This is a genomic window from Caulobacter sp. GW821-FHT10F06, from assembly GCF_058809215.1.
Map to the genome: position 1 here is coordinate 549620 of NZ_JBXASK010000003.1, position 17662 is coordinate 567281.

Annotated in this window: 19 protein-coding genes and 1 tRNA gene; 8 read left to right on the forward strand and 12 right to left on the reverse strand. The window is 64.9% G+C overall.

The genetic code is table 11. The annotated features are described in order from the left end of the window. Nucleotides 1-31: 31 nt before the first annotated feature. The 8 genes from AC1RUS_RS08880 to flbT form a co-directional block, all read right to left on the reverse strand. Complete coding sequence (locus AC1RUS_RS08880) at nucleotides 32-2863, reverse strand: hypothetical protein (protein WP_492915088.1); 2832 nt, start codon at nucleotides 2861-2863, stop codon at nucleotides 32-34. 79 nt (nucleotides 2864-2942) lie between these two features. Beyond that, the gene (locus AC1RUS_RS08885) at nucleotides 2943-3497 is read right to left on the reverse strand and encodes a GNAT family N-acetyltransferase (RefSeq protein ID WP_492915090.1); all 555 of its coding nucleotides are present in this window, start codon (nucleotides 3495-3497) and stop codon (nucleotides 2943-2945) included. A 74-nt stretch (nucleotides 3498-3571) separates the two neighbouring features. Beyond that, the gene (locus AC1RUS_RS08890) at nucleotides 3572-4408 is read right to left on the reverse strand and encodes a flagellin (RefSeq protein WP_492915092.1); all 837 of its coding nucleotides are present in this window, start codon (nucleotides 4406-4408) and stop codon (nucleotides 3572-3574) included. A 168-nt stretch (nucleotides 4409-4576) separates the two neighbouring features. Continuing rightward, on the reverse strand, nucleotides 4577-4888 hold the full coding sequence (locus tag AC1RUS_RS08895; protein ID WP_492915094.1) for a hypothetical protein: 312 nt from the start codon (nucleotides 4886-4888) through the stop codon (nucleotides 4577-4579). A gap of 109 nt (nucleotides 4889-4997) precedes the next feature. Further along, complete coding sequence (locus AC1RUS_RS08900; RefSeq protein ID WP_492915096.1) at nucleotides 4998-5819, reverse strand: flagellin; 822 nt, start codon at nucleotides 5817-5819, stop codon at nucleotides 4998-5000. Nucleotides 5820-6088: 269 nt separating this feature from the next. Continuing rightward, nucleotides 6089-6907: a flagellin gene (locus AC1RUS_RS08905; protein WP_492915098.1), complete on the reverse strand. Its 819-nt coding sequence runs from the start codon at nucleotides 6905-6907 to the stop codon at nucleotides 6089-6091. Nucleotides 6908-7153: 246 nt separating this feature from the next. Next, a complete protein-coding gene (gene flaF / locus AC1RUS_RS08910) occupies nucleotides 7154-7516 on the reverse strand; it encodes a flagellar biosynthesis regulator FlaF (RefSeq protein ID WP_492915100.1) in 363 nt (120 codons plus the stop codon). Further along, on the reverse strand, nucleotides 7476-7901 hold the full coding sequence (flbT, locus tag AC1RUS_RS08915) for a flagellar biosynthesis repressor FlbT (protein WP_492915102.1): 426 nt from the start codon (nucleotides 7899-7901) through the stop codon (nucleotides 7476-7478). The genes flaF and flbT overlap by 41 nt, the downstream gene beginning before the upstream one ends. 190 nt (nucleotides 7902-8091) lie before the next feature. Between flbT and AC1RUS_RS08920 the strand changes: the two genes are divergently transcribed. The 3 genes from AC1RUS_RS08920 (at nucleotide 8092) to AC1RUS_RS08930 (ending at nucleotide 11769) form a co-directional block, all read left to right on the forward strand. Further along, nucleotides 8092-9885 carry a tetratricopeptide repeat protein gene (locus tag AC1RUS_RS08920; protein ID WP_492915104.1) on the forward strand — a complete coding sequence of 598 codons (1794 nt, stop codon included), beginning with the start codon at nucleotides 8092-8094 and terminating at the stop codon, nucleotides 9883-9885. Nucleotides 9886-10009: 124 nt separating this feature from the next. Next, complete coding sequence (locus AC1RUS_RS08925) at nucleotides 10010-10876, forward strand: AAA family ATPase (protein ID WP_492915106.1); 867 nt, start codon at nucleotides 10010-10012, stop codon at nucleotides 10874-10876. A 74-nt stretch (nucleotides 10877-10950) separates the two neighbouring features. After that, complete coding sequence (locus tag AC1RUS_RS08930; protein WP_492915108.1) at nucleotides 10951-11769, forward strand: hypothetical protein; 819 nt, start codon at nucleotides 10951-10953, stop codon at nucleotides 11767-11769. Nucleotides 11770-11775: 6 nt separating this feature from the next. Here the strand turns inward: AC1RUS_RS08930 and AC1RUS_RS08935 are convergent, their stop codons facing one another. Then, nucleotides 11776-12159: a hypothetical protein gene (locus AC1RUS_RS08935; RefSeq protein ID WP_492915110.1), complete on the reverse strand. Its 384-nt coding sequence runs from the start codon at nucleotides 12157-12159 to the stop codon at nucleotides 11776-11778. A gap of 32 nt (nucleotides 12160-12191) precedes the next feature. Continuing rightward, nucleotides 12192-13004, reverse strand: a complete 813-nt coding sequence (locus AC1RUS_RS08940) for a universal stress protein (protein WP_492915112.1) — start codon at nucleotides 13002-13004, stop codon at nucleotides 12192-12194. Nucleotides 13005-13110: 106 nt separating this feature from the next. Here AC1RUS_RS08940 and AC1RUS_RS08945 point away from each other — a divergent pair, with 106 nt between their 5' ends. The 4 genes from AC1RUS_RS08945 to AC1RUS_RS08960 are packed head-to-tail and all read left to right on the forward strand — an operon-like array spanning nucleotide 13111 to nucleotide 15458. Then, nucleotides 13111-13755 carry a YfbR-like 5'-deoxynucleotidase gene (locus AC1RUS_RS08945; RefSeq protein WP_492915114.1) on the forward strand — a complete coding sequence of 215 codons (645 nt, stop codon included), beginning with the start codon at nucleotides 13111-13113 and terminating at the stop codon, nucleotides 13753-13755. Then, nucleotides 13752-14732, forward strand: coding sequence for an NUDIX hydrolase (locus tag AC1RUS_RS08950; RefSeq protein WP_492915117.1), 981 nt, complete (start codon nucleotides 13752-13754; stop codon nucleotides 14730-14732). Before AC1RUS_RS08945 ends, AC1RUS_RS08950 begins: the two co-directional genes overlap by 4 nt. 52 nt (nucleotides 14733-14784) lie before the next feature. Then, nucleotides 14785-15045: a hypothetical protein gene (locus AC1RUS_RS08955; RefSeq protein WP_492915119.1), complete on the forward strand. Its 261-nt coding sequence runs from the start codon at nucleotides 14785-14787 to the stop codon at nucleotides 15043-15045. 29 nt (nucleotides 15046-15074) lie between these two features. Beyond that, nucleotides 15075-15458: a hypothetical protein gene (locus AC1RUS_RS08960; RefSeq protein WP_492915121.1), complete on the forward strand. Its 384-nt coding sequence runs from the start codon at nucleotides 15075-15077 to the stop codon at nucleotides 15456-15458. A 4-nt stretch (nucleotides 15459-15462) separates the two neighbouring features. Here the strand turns inward: AC1RUS_RS08960 and AC1RUS_RS08965 are convergent, their stop codons facing one another. Both AC1RUS_RS08965 and AC1RUS_RS08970 read right to left on the reverse strand, forming a co-directional pair. Continuing rightward, entirely contained in the window at nucleotides 15463-16350 is an 888-nt protein-coding gene (locus AC1RUS_RS08965; protein ID WP_492915316.1) for a sterol desaturase family protein, read from the reverse strand. A gap of 40 nt (nucleotides 16351-16390) precedes the next feature. Next, nucleotides 16391-16819, reverse strand: a complete 429-nt coding sequence (locus tag AC1RUS_RS08970; protein ID WP_492915123.1) for a hypothetical protein — start codon at nucleotides 16817-16819, stop codon at nucleotides 16391-16393. 755 nt (nucleotides 16820-17574) lie between these two features. On the opposite strand from AC1RUS_RS08970, the gene AC1RUS_RS08975 reads away from it, so the two are divergent. Then, a tRNA-Thr gene (locus tag AC1RUS_RS08975) sits at nucleotides 17575-17650 on the forward strand. The last annotated feature ends 12 nt before the right edge of the window (nucleotides 17651-17662 follow it).

Here is a 17662-nt window from a genome sequence, read left to right on the forward strand (position 1 = left end):
GCTTTCAAGCGCTGCCGGGTTGTCGAGCCGACTATCCGCCCGTGAGACGGTCCAAAGCGGCCTGATAATTCGAAATCTGGTTCTTCAGATAGGTCGGCACCGTGCCGCCGGTCTTGCCCGAGGTCGAGGCCGCGCTGCTGTCGACGCCCAAGGCGATATCGGCGATTTCGCGATAGGCGGTGCGCACCGCCGACATGGCCCGCGTGATGACGGAGGTGGCGTTCTTGCGGTTGGTCTCGTCCAGGATGTCGAGCTCGGGCGGCAGCTGCAGGCCATAGACCGGCCCGTTGCCGTCGGCCGAAACGGTCTTGCCGCTCTCGGTCTTGGTGGCGCGCACAACGCCCGAGGCCAAACCCAGGGCCGAAAGCACGTCGGTGCCGCCCTTGCCCGAGACGATCTCGACCGTCGAGGTGCTGTAGGCCGGGCTGATCTTCAGCTTGCGGCTATTGCCGTCGCTGGACATCTCGACCTTGGCGCGGAAACCCGAGGCGCGCTTGATCTTGTCGGCCAGGGTCTCGAGCGTGTCGTTGGCTTCGATGGTGATCGTCGTCAGCGGGCCACGCTCGCGCGTCCGGATCTGGAAGGTGTCACCGGCCCGCGCCGCCGTCGCCGAGACGATGCGGTCGGACTGGGTGAAGTCCATCGTGCCCTTGGGCAGGCCGAAGACGTCCAGGCTGCTGGAGCCCGACTTGTCGACCGCGACCGAGGTCGGCGTCGCATAGCCGTCCTTGCCGGTCAGTCGCTGGGACCATGACACCGCGCCAGTTGCGACATCGATCTGCGCGACATAGCCGTCCTTGGTCCCGACCGTCTCCTGGCCATCGAGGTTCTTGCCGGCGGAACCGACCAGCCAGGCCGAGCCGTTGGCCACGTCCATGCCGGTCACGGTCTCGTCGCCCGTCCCGCCATAATAGGCCAGGGTGTCGGCGCTGGTGTTCGAGAGGTCCAGCGACATGCGGCCCACGAAACCATCCGAACCGCCCGAGGCGGCCGTGGTGGTGTTGCCGACACTGAGCGCGCCGTTGGTTGTGTAGCCGCCCACATAGAGCTGACCGCCATCGATCTTCAGCCCGGCGATATCGCCGCCCTTCAGGGTGCCGAGGTCGCGGACGACGCCGGCGGTCAGGGTGGCCGACTTCGTATAGGTCACGGGCGTGGTGACCTGCACGCCGGTCGAGGTCATCGTCGTGGCGTTCTCGGTGACGACCGTCGGCGCGACGGTGAAGCTGCGCAGGACGGCGTTGCCGTTCTCCTTGCCCCCCACGATCACCTGCGAGCCGTTGACCACGATCCCGGACACCGAGTCGTTCTCGGACGTGCCGAACTTCTGAGTGAACAACGCCTTGGGCGTGCCGTTCACGTCGGTGGCGAAGGCGCTGAGATAGGAGTCGTAGCCCCCGCCATCGGCGATGGTGGTCGAGCCCGGCAAGTCCGACTTCGATCGTCCGCCGACATAGAGAACGCCGTCCGAACCGAAGGCCAGGGCCGTGGCCTCGTCTTCCAACATGCCGCCCCGGCGCACGGTCCACTGCTCGTCGCCCTTGGCGTCGTAGCGGGTGACGAAGCTGTCGGTCAGGGTGGTTGAGGCGGAGTCTGAATTGATCGGGCCGTTGACCGCCCCCTGCAGGCGTCCTGTGACCGAACCGGCCACGGCGACGCTGCCGTCATCGGCGACCGCCAGAGACAAGCCGCTGGCAGAATCCGTCGCACCCAGGCTGCGCGCATAGAGCAGGTGTCCGGCCGAGTCGTACTTCAACAGGGCGACGTCCTGGTCGCCCTTGATGACTTGGCCGCTGACGTCCTTGGTGACGTCGGCCAGCATATAGACCGAACCGTCCGCGCCGGTGATCGACTTGCGGACGCTGGAAATCGTGCCCTGCAGCGTTTCAGAAAACACCTTGCCGCCCGGCTGACCGCCCGCGGCGGCGCTGTACTTGGTCAGGGTGTTCTCGATGACGGCGTCATCGGTGGTGCTGTCGTCGTCCGGATCGGGATCGCCGGCGGCCGTCGTGATGTAGACGGCCGGCGTCGTGGTGGCCGCCGTGAAGGTCAGCTGCTCGGTCGAGTCGCCCTTGATGCGCAGCGCGAAGTCGTCGCCGGTGGCCGGCAGGGTGACGTTCTGGCCGTTGACCTGAACCGTCCGCGCCTCACCGATCGTGCGCTCGACGGCGAACGAGGTCTCGAACCCTTCCGCCTTGAGCTTGCTGTTCATGAAGCTGACGACGTTGGACATCGTCCTGGGCGTCGAGCCCATTTCCGACAGATCCATGGTCAGGTTGGTGGTCACACCAAACTTCTTGACCGCCATGTTGAAGCTGACGTTGCCCTTGAAGTTGGGCACCTCATCGTCGACCTGGCCGCTGTAGATCTTGTCGGTGACGTAGCCGTAGACGTTCTTGGGCACGCCGACGGTGGCCTTGTCGCTGGTCATCACCGCGCCAGACGTCAGACGCCCCTGCTCCAGGTCCAGCCCCTGGGTGTAGGTGGTGATTTCCGACAGCCCCTTGGTCAACGCCGTTTGCAGGCGCTTCATTTCGCTGTCGGTGACGCCCTTCTCTGACGCGCGCGCCGCGATGGCCGACAGTGTGTTCAGGGCTTGATAGGTCGCGAAGAGCTTCTTGTAGTCGCCGCTGGCGCCCTTGAGGGTGGTCTGGTTGGCGCCTTCGTCGACGAACTTGCGGCCGTTGAGCGCGGCCTTGACCAGCGTGCTCGGCTCGGTGGTGGTTCCCGACGCCCATGGCGCGGTCGGCACGACGGCCTTGGGCTTGGCGGTGGACGTCGTCGTGGTCGAGGCAGCAGCGGTCTGGCCCGTGCGAGCCTGGTAGTAACCGAGCAGTACGCTTGTGTCGAAAGTGACGGTCACGGCGGGTCCTGTCGGGATACACGGAGCACCCCACTGTGTTTTGCCCCAGGAACGCTTAGGACTCGTTAAGACCTGTGGTTCACGCGGCGATAAGGTTAGCGTCGGTCAGGCTTCGACGAGCCGCCTCACGCAGGTCGCTCCATTCGGAAGCCAGTATTCCCAACAACACGACATCGCGCGGCGCGCCGTTCTTCAGTACGTGGCCGCGCAGATAGCCTTCGCGACGGAAACCCGAGGCGGCCTGAGCCTTCAAGGCCGCGTCATTGTCCGCCATCACCTCGGCGAACACCTTGTGCAGATCAAGCTCGTTGAAGGCGCGGTCGAGACCTAGCACCTGGGCGGCGCGTCCCACACCGCGTCCGCGCGCCTCGGCCGAACCCAGGAACCAGTTCCACCCGGCGCGGCGATGATGGCTGAGCAGGCCCGTGAGAGTCAGGAGGCCGGCGGCGCCCCCTCCCCGCGTGATCAGCCAACCGCGCTTGTCGGGGTCGTTGCGAAGACCTTCGAACCACGCGGCGTGGGCGTCACGGCTGGGAAAGGCGGCGTCGGACATCCAGCGATCGACTTCCGGCTCGGAACGCCACTGAAACAGCACGCCCTCGTCTTCGTCACGCAAATCGCGAAGGTCGATCATCTCGGCCCGATTCCCTAAGCACCCCTGGCTGGAAACTAACCCGCGCACAGCCTTGGGCCTAGTGCGCTTGGGGGTTAGCTGCCGTTGAAGAGCTTCAGAATGATCTGCGGCGCGCTGTTGGCGATCGACAGGGCCTGGGCGCCTAGCTGTTGCTTGACCTGCAAGGCCTGCAGTCGCGCGCTTTCCTTGGCCAGATCGGCGTCGACCAAGTTGCCCACGCCGGTCTCGAGCACGTCCGAGAGCTTGGAGACGAAGCTGTTGTGAGCCTCGATCTGCTTGGCCTGGGTGCCGATGTTGCCAACGGCCTGGTTGACCGCGCTCATGGTCGCGTCAAGGCGAGTGAGCACGCCGGTGGCGTTGGTGACATCCAGGATGTCGTCCGTCGTCGTCAGCGTGTTGATCGTGCCGCCGAACGACAGGTTCTGAAGGTTCAGCGTGATGGCCGTGCCGGCGTCGGCGTCGGCCAGGAACGAAATGTCGGCGGTCAGGCTGCCGTTCAGCAGGTTGGCGCCGTCGAAGGTCGCGCTGGACAGCACCTGGGTGAGGTTCTTGACCAACCCCTGAAAGTCGGCGTTCAGCGCCGTGCGCGAGGTGGTCGTCAGCGAGGCGTCCTTGGCCGCGACGACCTTTTCCCGCATCAGGCTGAGAAGATCGGAGACGGACTCGCCGGCGGCCAGCGCGACGTCGGCCACCGAGGTGGCGCGATCGAGGCTCATCTTGACGGCCGAGAGCGCGCTCATGTCAGCGCGCTGTTCCTGGGCGATAGACCAGACAGCCGCGTTGTCCTTGGCGCTGGAGATCGACAGACCCGTGTTGATGCGGGTCTGAACGCCCTGCATGTCATCGTTGGTCTTGTTCAGATTCTGCAGTGCGATCAGCGCGGGCTGATTGGTGTTGACGCTTAGCGTCATTACGGCCTCCGATCGGAAATTTTTTCCGGGTTTGGTTCGCACGCCTCAACAGCGAGCGAGCCCTAACGGAACCGACCGTAGGATCAGATGGTAAGATTATGGTTAACAAAAATAAACCATAACAAGATCACCCCGCGACCGTGCGTCACAGGTCGTCAGAATGGGGTCTCAGGTGAGCCCATCATAGACAGCGCCGGGGCCGTAACCCTTGGCATGCTTGAGTTTCAGCACGTCTTCGCGCGGCAGGATCTGCAGCGTTTCACCGGTGCGGCGATCGACCGTCTTATAGATGAACGCGCCTGAATCCTCGTCCTGCTCGATCACCAAACGTAAATCGCCGGGCTGGGGCTCGGACGAATCCGCAGGTGATTCGGGAACGCCGATCACGCCCGCGGAAGGCTCCGGGGCGTTGGGCTTGGGATATTGCCCCGAGGGGGCCGGTTCGGCCGGAACGGCCGAGAGTGCGATTTTGGTTTCCATCTCTCCCTGCGCCTCCGCCTTCGCGGCGGCGTCCTCTGGTGTGATCTCTCCTCGATCTCAGCCCGAATGAGGCGGAGGCGGATCCGTGAGGACCCGCCTCCTCCGTTCCTTAGCGGAACAGGCTCAGGATCGACGACGTGGATTGGTTCGCGATCGACAGCGCCTGCACACCGAGCTGTTGCTTGGTTTGCAGCGATTGCAGCTTGGCGCTTTCCTTGGCCAGGTCGGCGTCGACCAGATTGCCCACGCCGGCGTCGAGGCTGTCTTGCAGCTTGCCGACGAAGGTCAGGTGGGTGTCGAGACCCGTCGAGTTGGTGCCCAGCGAAGCCAGCTTGTTGGTCGCGGTGCCCAGGGCAGTGGTCACGGTGGTGATCATGGTCTTGGCGGCGGCGGCGTCGGCGAAGGTCGAGGACGACGACAGGCCGATGCCGGCGAGCGACAGGGTCTGAGCATTGACCGTGAAGCCTGAACCGTCCGCGTTGGCCAGGAAGGTCAGCGAAGCGGTCGTGCCGTCGGCGATGCTGACGCCGTTGAACTTGGCGTTCGTGGCCGCCTTCGTGATCTGGTCACGCAGCGACTCGAAGTCGGCCTTCAGGGCGTTGAAGCTGGCGGTGTTCAGCGAGGTGTCGGAAGCGGCGAGCGCCTTTTCCTTCATCTTGCCCAGCAGGTCGGTGATCGTGTCGCCCGCGGCGAGGGCCACGTCGATGGTCGATTGACCGCGTTGCAGGGAGTCCTTCACGGCGTTCAGCGAGGAAGCGGTGGAGGCTTGGTTCTTGGCGGTCGCCCAGATGGCGCCGTTGTCCTTGGCGCTGCCCACCTTTTTGCCGGTGTTGATGCGCTGTTGGACGGTCGAGAGTTCCGAGTTCGTGGTGTTGAGGTTTTGCAGCGCGATGAGCGCGCCGGCGTTCGTGTTGATGCTGTTCAGCGCCATTACGAATGATCCTTTTCAAGGTGTTCCGACGTCATTTTGACTGCCGGGAGCTTTTTGCTCAGGTAGGCGTGAAGCAATGACCGGGCCAAACCTGCCCACCTCGCCACGCGCCGCAAACTCTTGAAAAGATGGCGTTATAGCTCTGTTAACGACAAAGCCTCCCGGCAAATTCTGCCGGGAGGCTTTGGTCATGGGTAATTATTGCCGGGCACATGGCGCCCAGCTCAAAGGAGGCGCCGGGCGACCCGAAGGTCGCCCGGCATGTCGGATCACTTGAACAGCGAAAGGATCGTTTGCGGGGTTTGGTTCGCAATCGACAGTGCCTGCACACCCAGTTGCTGCTTGGTCTGCAGCGACTGGAGCTTGGCGCTTTCCTTCGCCAGATCCGCGTCGATCAGGTTGCCAACACCGGTTTCCAGGCTGTCCTGAAGCTTGCCAACGAAGGTCAGGTGCGTGTCCAGACCGACGGAGTTGGTGCCCAGGGACGACAGCTTGTTGGTCGCCGTGGTGAGTGACGTGGTGATCGTCGCAATCATGGTCTTGGCCGTAGCAGCGTCGGTGAAGGTGGTCGCGGCCGACAGACCGATGCCGTCGAGCGACAAGGTCTGAGCGGTAACGGTGAAACCATCGCCATCCGAGTTCGCCAGGAAGGTCAGCCCAGTCGTCGAGCCGTCAGCGATGCTGACGCCGTTGAACTTGGCATTCGTCGCCGCCTTCGTGATTTGGTCACGGAGCGACTCGAAATCGGCCTTCAGAGCGTTGAAGCTGGCGGTGTTCAGCGAGGTGTCGGAAGCGGCCAGGGCCTTTTCCTTCATCTTGCTGAGCAGATCGGTGATCGTATCGCCAGCGGCGAGCGCCACGTCGATCGTCGACTGACCGCGCTGGAGGGAATCCTTCACGGCGTTCAACGAGCTCGAGGCAGTGCTCTGCATTTTGGCCATCGACCAGATCGCGCCGTTATCCTTGGCGTTGGCGACCTTCTTGCCGGTGTTGATGCGGCCCTGAGTTGTTGCAAGCTCCGAGTTGGTCGAGTTGAGGTTTTGGAGCGCGATGAGCGCACCGGCGTTCGTGTTGATTGAGTTCATCATGGATCACCTACCGTTTTGGTCGGATTTTTCCGGCAGGGCCGGCTGGGCGTTTTGCCCTGCCATGCCCATCGCAAGCGGCGGGCCAAACGCGCTCACGCGAGGCCACTTAGCAATCCATTGATTTTTCGGGATATTTTCCAGACAAGCTCTGGAAACAAAACCGCCCGGCGAATGCAATATTCGCCGGGCGGCAGGAAGTTCCTAAAGGGCTGGGCAAGTTTGGCGCGAAGGACTCCGCGCCCGGGATCAGGCGGCTTCGACGCGCCCGGCTAGGCCCTGCATGATGGTGCGGTTGATGTCGATCAGAGGCTCGAAATCCTCCTCCTTGCGCATGACCGCGCTGGAGTGACGACCGACCCAAAGGCTGAGCGAGATGATGCTCGCCCGAAGCTCAGGCGAGAGCGAGTTTTCCGGCAAAGAACAATCCGTCGCCATCGCCGACCAGACCCTACGGTTCCAGTCGAGCGCGTCGATACGCTTGGCAAAGTCGTCTTCCGGCGCCTGGGCCGCGTCCATGAGGGCGCGGGTCACCTGGCCGAAAAGACGATATTCCAGCTCACGAGGATTCTCAGCCCGCGTCGCCGCCTGCTGATACGCCCGAAGAGACATGCCCCAACCTCTCGTCTTCGTATTCAATCAACTTTCGGCTCAACATGAGCGCTTTGTAGTATTCGCGCGCCATGACGTGCTTTGAGATGGCGATGCAATCGCCAAGCACGGCCGGGTTACGCACCACGCTCATGAACTCGTTCAAGCGCGTGGCGAAATCTTCGTAGAACCGTTCGGCGACGCCCTCTTCGAGATACATCATCATCACCGGGAAATAGATCCGACGCGCTGGCGTCGTGACCTGATCCGGCTGCATGATGTCTTTCTCGCGAAGGACTGAAGCCTTGTTCTGGAGTACGAGAACGCCGCGTCGGTCGCCATTCTGGACCACCGCGCCATTCAGAACGAACTTCTCGCCGGGTTTCAGCGAAAGCTTCAAAGGCACGTTATGCCGCTCCCTTTCTGCATCGCCACGAAAACCCGGTCCGCCACGATCGGCGGGTGCAAGGTGGAAGCTAGATCAACGTGGGTTAACGCCGTCTTGCTGGCCCTGTGACCGTGAGCCGCAGCTTAGGACTCAATTAAGCATACTGCCCCACAGGATGGTTAACTCCAAACCCGCAAGGCTTTTAAACATGTCCCGCAAACGCGCCCTTGAGGGCTCCGGCAGCGCGCTGGCCCAACAGGAAGTCACCGCGGCGGCCATCGTCCAGCGCGGCATCGCCGGCACGACGATGGGCGATTCGGCCTCGGCCGAAGCCCTGGCGCGACTTGATAAGGCTGCGGCCGAACTCAAGAATCGCGAGGCCTCGCGCCTGCTGGCCCAGGCGGTCGCCGCCATCCATTCGCGGGACTATCCGGGCGCCGACGCCCTGGCTCTGCAGGCCCTGGAACACGACGAGCGCCTGGGCGTCGCCTGGCACGTCCTGGCCATCGCGCGCGAGAAAACCGGCGACTTCGCATCTTCCATGCGCGCATATGAAGCAGCGCTGCAATTGATCTCGGACCATGGTCCCGTTGCCGGCGACCTGGGCCGCCTGGCTTATCGCATGGACATGCCGGAGCTGGCGGCGAAGTTCTTCGCCCATTACCGCATCGCCCGCCCGGACTGCGTCGAAGCGACCAACAACCTGGCTTGCGCCCTGCGCGATCTCAACGAATGCGCCGAGGCGATCGAGATCCTGCGCCCTGCAATCATGAAGGATCAGGGCCAGCCGATCCTGTGGAACACGCTGGGCACGGTGATGTGCAGCCTGGGCGACGGCCAGCAGGCGATCACCTTCTTCGACGAGGCCCTGCGCCTGGCTCCCGATTTCGGCAAGGGCTACCATAATCGCGCCTATGCCCATCTCGATCTGGGCGACGTCCAAAGCGCCCTCATCGACTGCGAGCTGGCCATCGCCAACGCCGATTCGCGGGAAGACATGGCGATGATGCAGTTCGCCCGATCGACGATCCTGCTGTGCCTGGGTCGCGTGGGCGAAGGCTGGGAAGCCTACGAATCGCGCTTCTCGCCCGACCTGACCGACGCGCCGCGCTTCCTGATCAACGCCGAGCGCTGGACGCCCGGCCAGGACCTGTCGGGCAAGAGCCTGATGGTCTGCGCCGAACAGGGCCTGGGCGACGAGGTCATGTTCGCAAACATGCTGCCCGACGTGATCGACGCCCTCGGCCCGGACGGCAAGCTGGCGATCGCCGTGGAGCATCGTCTGGTCCCGCTGTTCCAGCGTTCGTTCCCGCAAGCCGAGGTCACCGCGCACCGCACGGTCGCGCTGGAAGGCCGCGTGCGTCGCACCGCGCCGGGCGTCACCGACTGGAGCCAGATCGACCTGTGGACGCCGATCGGCTCGATGCTGTCGACGCTGCGTCCGTCTGTCGAAGCTTTCCCCGACCGATCGAACTTCCTGGTCGCCGATCCCGAGCGGGTCGCGCACTGGCGCAAGGAACTGGAAAAGGCCCCCGCGGGACCGAAGGTCGCTCTGTTGTGGAAGAGCTTGAAACTGAACGGCGAACGCGCCCGACAGTTCTCGCCCTTCGACCTGTGGCGTCCGATCCTGGAGACGCCCGGTATCACCTTCGTCAATCTCCAGTACGGCGACTGCGCCGAGGAGATCGCCTACGCCAAGTCTGAGTTCGGGGTCGACATCTGGCAGCCCGAGGGCATCGACCTGAAGCAGGATCTCGACGATGTCGCGGCCCTGTGCTGCGCCATGGACCTGACCATCGGCTTCTCGAACGCCACCATGAACCTCGGCGCGGCCTGCGGCGCGAACATCTGGCAGATCAGCGGCGCGGCGTCCTGGACCCGCCTGGGGACCGAACGCCTGCCCTGGTATCCGCAGGTTCGCGGCTTCTCCTCGAACGACTATTACGACTGGTCGCCGACCATGAACGAGGTCGCCGAAGCCTTGGCCGAGCGGTTCGCCTGACCCCATCGCGTTTTTAATCCGCACTCTGTTGGCCCCGCGCTCTTGCCAAGCGCGCGGGCGCCAGTAGTTTGACCCTCGATTAGAACAGTTGTTCGAGACCGGCGCGATCCGGCAGAGGGTGGGCATGAGCCAGCGCTTTGAAGGCACTTCCGACTATGTGGCCACCGAGGACCTGAAGGTCGCGGTGAACGCTTCCGTGGCGCTAGAGCGTCCACTGCTGATCAAGGGCGAGCCCGGCACCGGCAAGACCGTGCTGGCCTATGAAGTCGCCAAGGCCATGGGCGCGCCGCTGCTGACCTGGCACATCAAGTCGACCACCAAGGCCCATCAGGGCCTCTATGAATATGACGCCGTCACCCGCCTGCGCGACAGCCAGCTGGGCGACGAGCGCGTCAAGGACGTCAAGAACTACATCAAGAAGGGCAAGCTCTGGGAAGCCTTCGAGAGCCCTGTGCGCCCCGTCTTGCTGATCGACGAGATCGACAAGGCTGACATCGAGTTCCCCAACGATCTGCTGCAAGAGCTCGATCGAATGGAGTTCTATGTCTACGAGACCGGCGAGACGATCTCGGCCAAGGTCCGGCCGATCATCATCATCACCTCGAACAATGAGAAGGAACTGCCGGACGCCTTCCTGCGCCGCTGTTTCTTCCACTACATCCGCTTCCCCGAGGAGGCGACGATGCAGGCCATCGTCGACGTCCACTATCCGGGCATCAAGCAGAAGCTGGTCGGCGAGGCGCTGCGCATCTTCTACGACATGCGCAAGGTGCCGGGCCTGAAGAAGAAGCCGTCCACCTCCGAGCTGCTGGATTGGCTCAAGCTGCTGATGGTCGAAGATATCGACGAGAGCATGCTGCGCGAGAAGGACCCGACCAAGCTGATCCCGCCCCTGCACGGCGCGCTGCTGAAGAACGAACAGGACGTCCACCTTTTCGAGCGCTTGGCCTTCCTGGCGCGTCGCGAAGGCGCGGGACGTCCGGGTCAGTAACGGGCGTTACCGGGATTTCACTGGACGGTTTGTGTCGCCGCCCTCACCTTCCGGCCAAATCTGGAGGGTTGGTCATGCGTCATTCGAATTGGCTCGCAGTCGCGCTCGTTGTCGGCGGGAGCGCCTTGGCGCTGGGCGCCTGCCATCGCGGCGAGACGGCCAAGGTCGAGCGCCATGATCGCGCGCCGTTGCATGAACCCATCCGCGCCATCTCCAAGCTCGATTGCCCCGAGAAGCAAGGCCAGTTGAAGCGCGTCAGCGTCGCGGCCGACGGTCTGTCCTGCGTCTATTCCGGCGAAGCCGAAGTGGTGCTGCGGCTGGTGTCCTTGAACGGCGGGGACGCCGAGACCGCGCTGGCGCCGATCGAAAGCGAGCTGAAGGCCTTGATGCCTACGGTCAAAGTCGCCGCGACCTCCAGCCAGCCTGGCAAGCACGAGAAGAACAAGACCAGCATCCATTTGCCCGGCGTCCATATCGACGCCAGCGAAGACGGCGCGGACATCAAGATCGGCCACATCACGATCAACGCCAGCGAAGGCGGCGCGTCCGAGGTCAAGATCAACAAGAACGTCACCACGCGCGGCGGCGACGGCAATCAGACCGTCAGCGTTTCGGCGCGCGACGATGAGGACGGCGACGGCGACGTCAACATCCGGGCCAACGACGGCGGCGCGGAAATCCGCCACACCAAGCGCGGCGACTCCATCCGCTCGACCCTAATCCTGGCCAGCGACAAGGCGCCCAGCGGCTACAAGGTCGTGGGCTACGAGGCGCGCGGACCCAAGGGCGGTCCGATCGCCGTGGCCACCGTCAAGGCCAAGAACCGCGACGAGGGCGACCACGACGTCTTCAAGGACATGAAGGCCCTGGTGCGCCACAACGTCGGCGGTTGATCGGCCTCAGGCGTCGGCGCGGACCGGCACGACTTCCATGACCTTGTAGGTCAGAGGCCGGCCATCTTCGTCGGTGACCGTGACATATTCGCCCAGGGCGAAGCGATGCTCGCCGAGGCGATGCACCGGTTCGTCGTCGGTGTTATCGGCGTCGTCATAGTCGAAGAACCAGCGGCTGCCCTTGCGCGCCAGCAGGCCGTCGATGGCGTCCTCGTCCGGCGCGAAACGGCGAACGCTGCACGAGGCCTTGGACTTGGCGTAGGCCGCCTCGTCCAGATGACCGTCGTCGGTCAGCGGCGCGGTCAGGGCGTATCCTCGGTGGTCGTCGCCGCCGGCGAACTCGGTGCCGGGATTGCGGGCAAGGCGCATGACGATGCGAGACAGGGACATTGAGTCCTCCCTCTGTTCTGAATGTCTGAGACTTAGTGGGAGAGGAACAGCGACGGTCCGTCACCGCTCAGCAAGCTGCGCGTGGTGCCGCCGAAGATGAACTCCTGCAGGCGCGGATGCCCGAAGGCGCCGGCCACAAGGAAGTCCGCGCCCACGTCGGCGGCCGCGCCGAGCAGCAGGCCGGCGGCGTCGCCCGAACCCTCCAGGATACGGGTCGTCGCCCTCACGCCACGAGCGCCGAGGAAGTCGACCAACCGCAGCAGGTCGAAATTTCGCGACGAGGCGCCGGGCGCGCCGGCGACGATCACCGAAGACGCCTTCTGCAGCAGCGGCAGGGCCGTGCGCATGGCGCGGCTGGCTTCCTTGCCGCCATCCCAGGCGACCAGGGCGACGCCGCCGACCTTGAGGCCAGGCCGCGCCACGACGATGGGACGCTGCTCGTCGGCGACCAGTTGCTGGAAGGCTTCCGCCAGCGGGCCCTTGCCGCGCGCCGAAGCGCTGTCGAAGACGATGACGTCCGAGAGCCGCCCCTCCATCGCCAGACCCGCCCACACGGGCGAATCCAGCGTGACCACGCGGGTTCGGGCATAGCCGACGTCCGCGGCAAGGGCGCCGACGGCGCGTGAACCCTCGACGGCGGCTTCCTTCAGGGTCTCCAGGGCCGTGACCTGCACGCCGCCCATGAAGCCCTCGCCCATCCAGGGCATCAGGTCAGCCATGTCGGCGGGGGCGTGAACGCAGGCCAATTCGGCGTCGAAAGCGCTCGCCAGCGTCGCCGCCGAGGTCAAAAGTTCCCGATCGGCCTGGGCTCCCGCGAGGGGAGCCATGATTCTCGCCCAACTCATGATCGAACTCCTTTGGAGCGCATTTCCACAGATGAGGGCCGGCCCATCATTGATCTTTGTCAACCGATGGGCCAGTCAATCCACCTTCACCGTAAGGAACGATCTCGTGGCCAAAGGGCTGCATAGGGGCGCGCCGCCCCGCGCGTGGCAGAGAATGCTCTCCGGTCGGAGGCTAGATCTGCTCGACCCGTCGCCAATGGACATCGAGATCGAGGACATCGCCCACGGCCTGGCCCGCGTCGCGCGCTGGAACGGCCAGACCATTGGCGAACATGGCTTTTCGGTCGCCCAGCACAGCCTGGTAGTCGAGGAGATCGCCGCGCACATCAAGCCGGACCTCGAGCCCAAGTGGCGGCTGGCCGCCCTGCTGCATGACGCCAGCGAATATGTGATCGGCGACATGATCAGCCCGTTCAAGGCCGCTCTGGGCGTCAGCTACAAGGATTTTGAGGCTCGGCTGGAGGACGCGATTCACATCCGCTTCGGCCTGCCCGTGAAGACGCCGCCGGCGATCAAGAAGCTGATCAAGCAGGCCGACCGGGCCTGCGCCTTCTTCGAGGCCACGCAGCTGGCCGGGTTCGAGCACGCCGAGTCCCTGGCCATCTTCGGCGCGCCGCCGGCCGGCTATGACCTGCACATCAAGCCGCAGCCGCCGTTCGAGGCCCAGGCTCATTATGTTCAGCGCTTCCACGTGCTGTCCAAGGCCGCCGGCTTCGAGTCGGCGCCCAACGCGGCGTTCGAGACCGAATGACCGCATCCGTCGTCATCGGACTGTCGGCCGTGGTCGTCGCCATCCGCGACGGCGAAGCCGTAGTTCTGACCGTACGACCGCATGACGCCGTCACCGACGTCGCTTCTCCCCTGCCCGGCCTGCCGTTCGGTCCGTTCGACCCGGAGGGCCACCGCACCTTCGAGCTGGGGCTGCGCGCTTTCGTCACCGAACAGACGCGGTTTCAGCTGGGCTATGTCGAGCAGCTGTACACCTTCGGCGACAAGGGCCGCGACGCGCCCCGGGCCGAGGTGGGGGCCGGCGCGGCGCGGGTTGTCTCGGTCGGCTATCTGGGCCTGACCCCGGCGGCCATCGACACCGACGCGCCCGACACCGTCTGGGCGCCCTGGTCGCGGTTCTTTCCCTGGGAGGACTGGCGTCAGGGTCGTCCCGCCCTTCTGGATGAGGTGCTGGCGCCGGCTCTGAAGCGCTGGGCGAGCGACGACGCCGGCAAGTGGTCGCGGGCCCGGCTGGCCTTCGCCCTGGACGGCGCGCCGTGGAACGAGGAACGCGTGCTGGAGCGCTACGAGCTTCTGTACGAGGCGGGCTTGGCCCCGGAGGCGGCTCGCGATCGGGCTCGCGCCGACGGCGATGATCCCGCCGAACCCGCCGCGCTTTCGGCGGCCTTGGGCGAGCCGATGATCTCGGATCACCGCCGCATCCTCGCCACCGGGCTTTCGCGGCTGCGGGGCAAGATCAAGTATCGGCCCGTCGTGTTCGAGCTCACCCCCGACGAATTCACGCTCTCGACCCTGCAGCGCACGGTCGAGGCCATCGCCGGCGTGCCCTTGCACAAGCAGAATTTCCGCCGCGTGGTCGAACGCGAGGAGCTGGTCGAAGGCCTGGGCCGCCTGGACGCCGAGACCGGCGGCCGCCCGGCCGAGCTGTTCCGGTTCCGCCGCGAGATGCTGACGGCGCGCCCCGCCACCGGCCTCTCCCTTCCCCTGCTGCGCGACTAAGCCAGACCTTAACCTCCGCCATGCCAGACTGCGCCCGCAACAGGAGCGCGGGATGGACAACGTCCTGATCTATTGCGGCTATATGCTGATGGCCGCCTTTGTGACCTGGACGCTGTTTCGGGGCGTCAAGACCGGCGTGCTGGCGGGCGAGACCTATAGCTACCATCGTGACGCCAATCCGCTGGGCTTTGTCCTGAGCTTCGTCACGCGGGTCGCGATGATCGTCTTCTGCCTCGCCGGTATGGGGTTCGCCCTGGGTCTGAATGGCGATCCCATGATCTCGTTGCGCAAGCTTCTGGGCCCCTTCGCCTGAGGCGATATCTCCGTTAGGCTCGCCTCAAGATGGCGAAACTGAAGACCACGATCATCGCCGGCGGCCTCGCCGTGCTGTTGCTGGGCGGCCTCGGAGCCGCGCTGTTCGTCTACATGGCCCGGGACGTCCACACCGAGGACGTCGACCGCACCCAGGATGACAATCTGGCCATCGCCGGCGCCAAGATCGCGGTGACCGACCGCTTCCCTCAGGCCCAGACCATCACCTTCGGCCAGACCTTCGTGCATTGGGACGAGGAGATCCCGTCCGTGTGCGGCAAGGTCGACATCGTCGAGGACCAGGACTCGTTCGACGGCGAGGAGCGCTACGTCTTTTCGGAAGGCGCGTTGGTGGTCGAGGAAGTCGACGGCAGCGACGCGGTGAGCCAGAAGTGGAGCGACGTCTGCCAGTGAAGGGTCAGGCCAGCGGATCGTTTTCCGCCTCCATGCGCGCCCGCCACTTGGCCTTCAGCGTGTGCGACGTGTCGCGCGACCCGTCCGGACTCCAGCCCGGCGGGCCGAACACATAGCCCAGCGCTTCGCGCGGCGACTTGGCGCTCGCCACATCCTTGCCGATGCCGATCCACTCGTGAAAAACATTGTGCAACAGGTTGAAGTTGCCCAGGTTCTTGACCGTGCCATAACGACAGGGCTCCTCGTCCGTTTCCGGGATGAAGGTGCCGAACAGCCGGTCCCAGATGATCAGGATGCCGGCGTAGTTGGCGTCCAGATAGCGGGCGTTACGGGCGTGGTGCACCCGGTGATGCGAGGGCGTGTTGAACACCGCCTCGAACCAGCGCGGCATGCGCTTGATGACCTCGGTGTGGATCCAGAACTGGTAGACGAGGCTGATCCCCTTCTGGATCGCCACCATGGCCGGCGGGAAGCCCAGGAAGGACAGCGGCAGCCACAGCAGCCAGGTCCCCGCCACACCGCCGGTCCAGGTCTGACGCAGGGCGGTCGACAGGTTGTAGTGGGTCGAGGTGTGGTGATTGACGTGGCTGGCCCACCAGAACCGACGCTCGTGCGCCAGGCGGTGGAACCAGTAGTAGGTCAGGTCCTCGGCGAAGAAGAGCACCACCCAGGCCCACACCGCCGTCATCGGGATCGTGAAGATCCGATGCTGCCAGACCCAGACCGTGACGGCGAAGAACAGGCCGCCCAGCAGGGCCCCCGCGATGGTGCTGCCCAGGCCCATGCTCAGCGACATGGCGGTGTCCCGGGTCTCGTAGTGCGCCTTGGCCTTGCCCAGACGAGCCAGGACGATTTCCAGGATGACCGCGATGACGAAGAACGGGATCGCCATCTGGACGGGATCGAAGTCGGCTTTCACGCGGCGAGTTCCTCTAGGCGACCAGGGCTTGGGGAGGCCAGACATCGTCGGCGACGGCGAACACAGGCTTGGCGTCGTCGAGCTTCAAGGCAAGCCGGCCATTGATCGATTTGGCTTCGGCGATGCTCGTCCAGGAAACATCACGTCCGACATAGCCGTCTCCGCGTCGCCACAGGACCAGCACCGTGTCGCCCTCGCGCGCCAGGGCCCCGGAGCCGTCGGCCGAGATCCAGGTCGCCGTGGGATGATGATCGGGAAATTCGACGGCGAGCAGCGCCTCTAGCCCCGCGGCGTCGAGCGGCGGCGTCGGCCGGGCAATGCCCGCCCAGGCCGCCATGCCGACAAGCGCGGCGATCGCGACCGCCGAACCGATGAGCTGAATCAGCAGCGCCTTGTCCAAGCCGACGCCGTCCTCCCTGTTTTCGGCCAGCGTCGGGCGCACCGGCGATCGCGTCAAGTGAGCGTTGTTAAGTTCGTGGTCTGGGAGACGAGCATCCACCAGGCACGGCTTCGCCGCCTCGCGCTTTCGCTGCGATGGGTGGGAAAGGGTCGCGGAGCGCCCGGGCCTCGCCCGGGAGAGTGTGTTTCTAAGTACCGTTTCGACGAAGACGAGCGCTCCGCGTGATCGTTATCCCTCTGGCCGGGGCGCGCGGGTCTGGTTCAACCCTTTGCCCCACCCGGGCTAGTCCTCCTCGCGACGGACCCAGCCCAAAGGCTGCAAGCCACATCGATTCCGGAGGGACCCGGAGCGAACCTTCGGACGGGCGGAGGTCTTCAGCGAGACCTCCGATGGGCAGGTTTACGTCCCCCGCCCTCAACGCCGACCGGCCCCGCTTCCGCGACTCCGACCGACCCCGCTCGATCACCCCCCGTCGCCGCATCGGTCGCTGGCCTTGCGCCCTTTCCTCGCGACGAGGTGAGTTGAGAATACGGGAGGGTTGGGCGCGTTGGATAAGGAAGGCTGTATCCCCGCGCGATCCTCTCCCTGAAGGGGGAGGCGTCCGAAGGCCGGTGGGGAAGAACGCATTGAGTCAGCGGGACTTTCCCCTCCGATCGCTCAGCGATCTCCAACCCCTTCAGGGGAGGATCTTGGCGCCCTTCCCCTGACCGTCACGCCGCCAATCCCCGCGCTGCCCCATTGCCCGGTTCGCGCCTCGACGCTAAGGAAGGCGTCCGCTCGGCGCGCCGGGTGACCAGGCCGGTTTAGCTCAGCTGGTAGAGCAGCGGTTTTGTAAACCGAAGGTCACGGGTTCGATTCCTGTAACCGGCACCATTCCCTCAAGGC

Excerpts from the sequence above, each read along its gene's own strand:
- AC1RUS_RS08885 (WP_492915090.1), bottom strand. The coding sequence starts at position 3,497 with ATGATCGACCTTCGCGATTTGCGTGACGAAGACGAGGGCGTGCTGTTT.
- AC1RUS_RS08890 (WP_492915092.1), bottom strand. The coding sequence starts at position 4,408 with ATGACGCTAAGCGTCAACACCAATCAGCCCGCGCTGATCGCACTGCAG.
- AC1RUS_RS08895 (WP_492915094.1), bottom strand. The coding sequence starts at position 4,888 with ATGGAAACCAAAATCGCACTCTCGGCCGTTCCGGCCGAACCGGCCCCC.
- AC1RUS_RS08900 (WP_492915096.1), bottom strand. The coding sequence starts at position 5,819 with ATGGCGCTGAACAGCATCAACACGAACGCCGGCGCGCTCATCGCGCTG.
- AC1RUS_RS08905 (WP_492915098.1), bottom strand. The coding sequence starts at position 6,907 with ATGATGAACTCAATCAACACGAACGCCGGTGCGCTCATCGCGCTCCAA.
- flaF (WP_492915100.1), bottom strand. The coding sequence starts at position 7,516 with ATGTCTCTTCGGGCGTATCAGCAGGCGGCGACGCGGGCTGAGAATCCT.
- AC1RUS_RS08920 (WP_492915104.1), top strand. The coding sequence starts at position 8,092 with ATGTCCCGCAAACGCGCCCTTGAGGGCTCCGGCAGCGCGCTGGCCCAA.
- AC1RUS_RS08925 (WP_492915106.1), top strand. The coding sequence starts at position 10,010 with ATGAGCCAGCGCTTTGAAGGCACTTCCGACTATGTGGCCACCGAGGAC.
- AC1RUS_RS08930 (WP_492915108.1), top strand. The coding sequence starts at position 10,951 with ATGCGTCATTCGAATTGGCTCGCAGTCGCGCTCGTTGTCGGCGGGAGC.
- AC1RUS_RS08935 (WP_492915110.1), bottom strand. The coding sequence starts at position 12,159 with ATGTCCCTGTCTCGCATCGTCATGCGCCTTGCCCGCAATCCCGGCACC.
- AC1RUS_RS08940 (WP_492915112.1), bottom strand. The coding sequence starts at position 13,004 with ATGAGTTGGGCGAGAATCATGGCTCCCCTCGCGGGAGCCCAGGCCGAT.
- AC1RUS_RS08950 (WP_492915117.1), top strand. The coding sequence starts at position 13,752 with ATGACCGCATCCGTCGTCATCGGACTGTCGGCCGTGGTCGTCGCCATC.
- AC1RUS_RS08955 (WP_492915119.1), top strand. The coding sequence starts at position 14,785 with ATGGACAACGTCCTGATCTATTGCGGCTATATGCTGATGGCCGCCTTT.
- AC1RUS_RS08960 (WP_492915121.1), top strand. The coding sequence starts at position 15,075 with ATGGCGAAACTGAAGACCACGATCATCGCCGGCGGCCTCGCCGTGCTG.
- AC1RUS_RS08965 (WP_492915316.1), bottom strand. The coding sequence starts at position 16,350 with ATGGCGATCCCGTTCTTCGTCATCGCGGTCATCCTGGAAATCGTCCTG.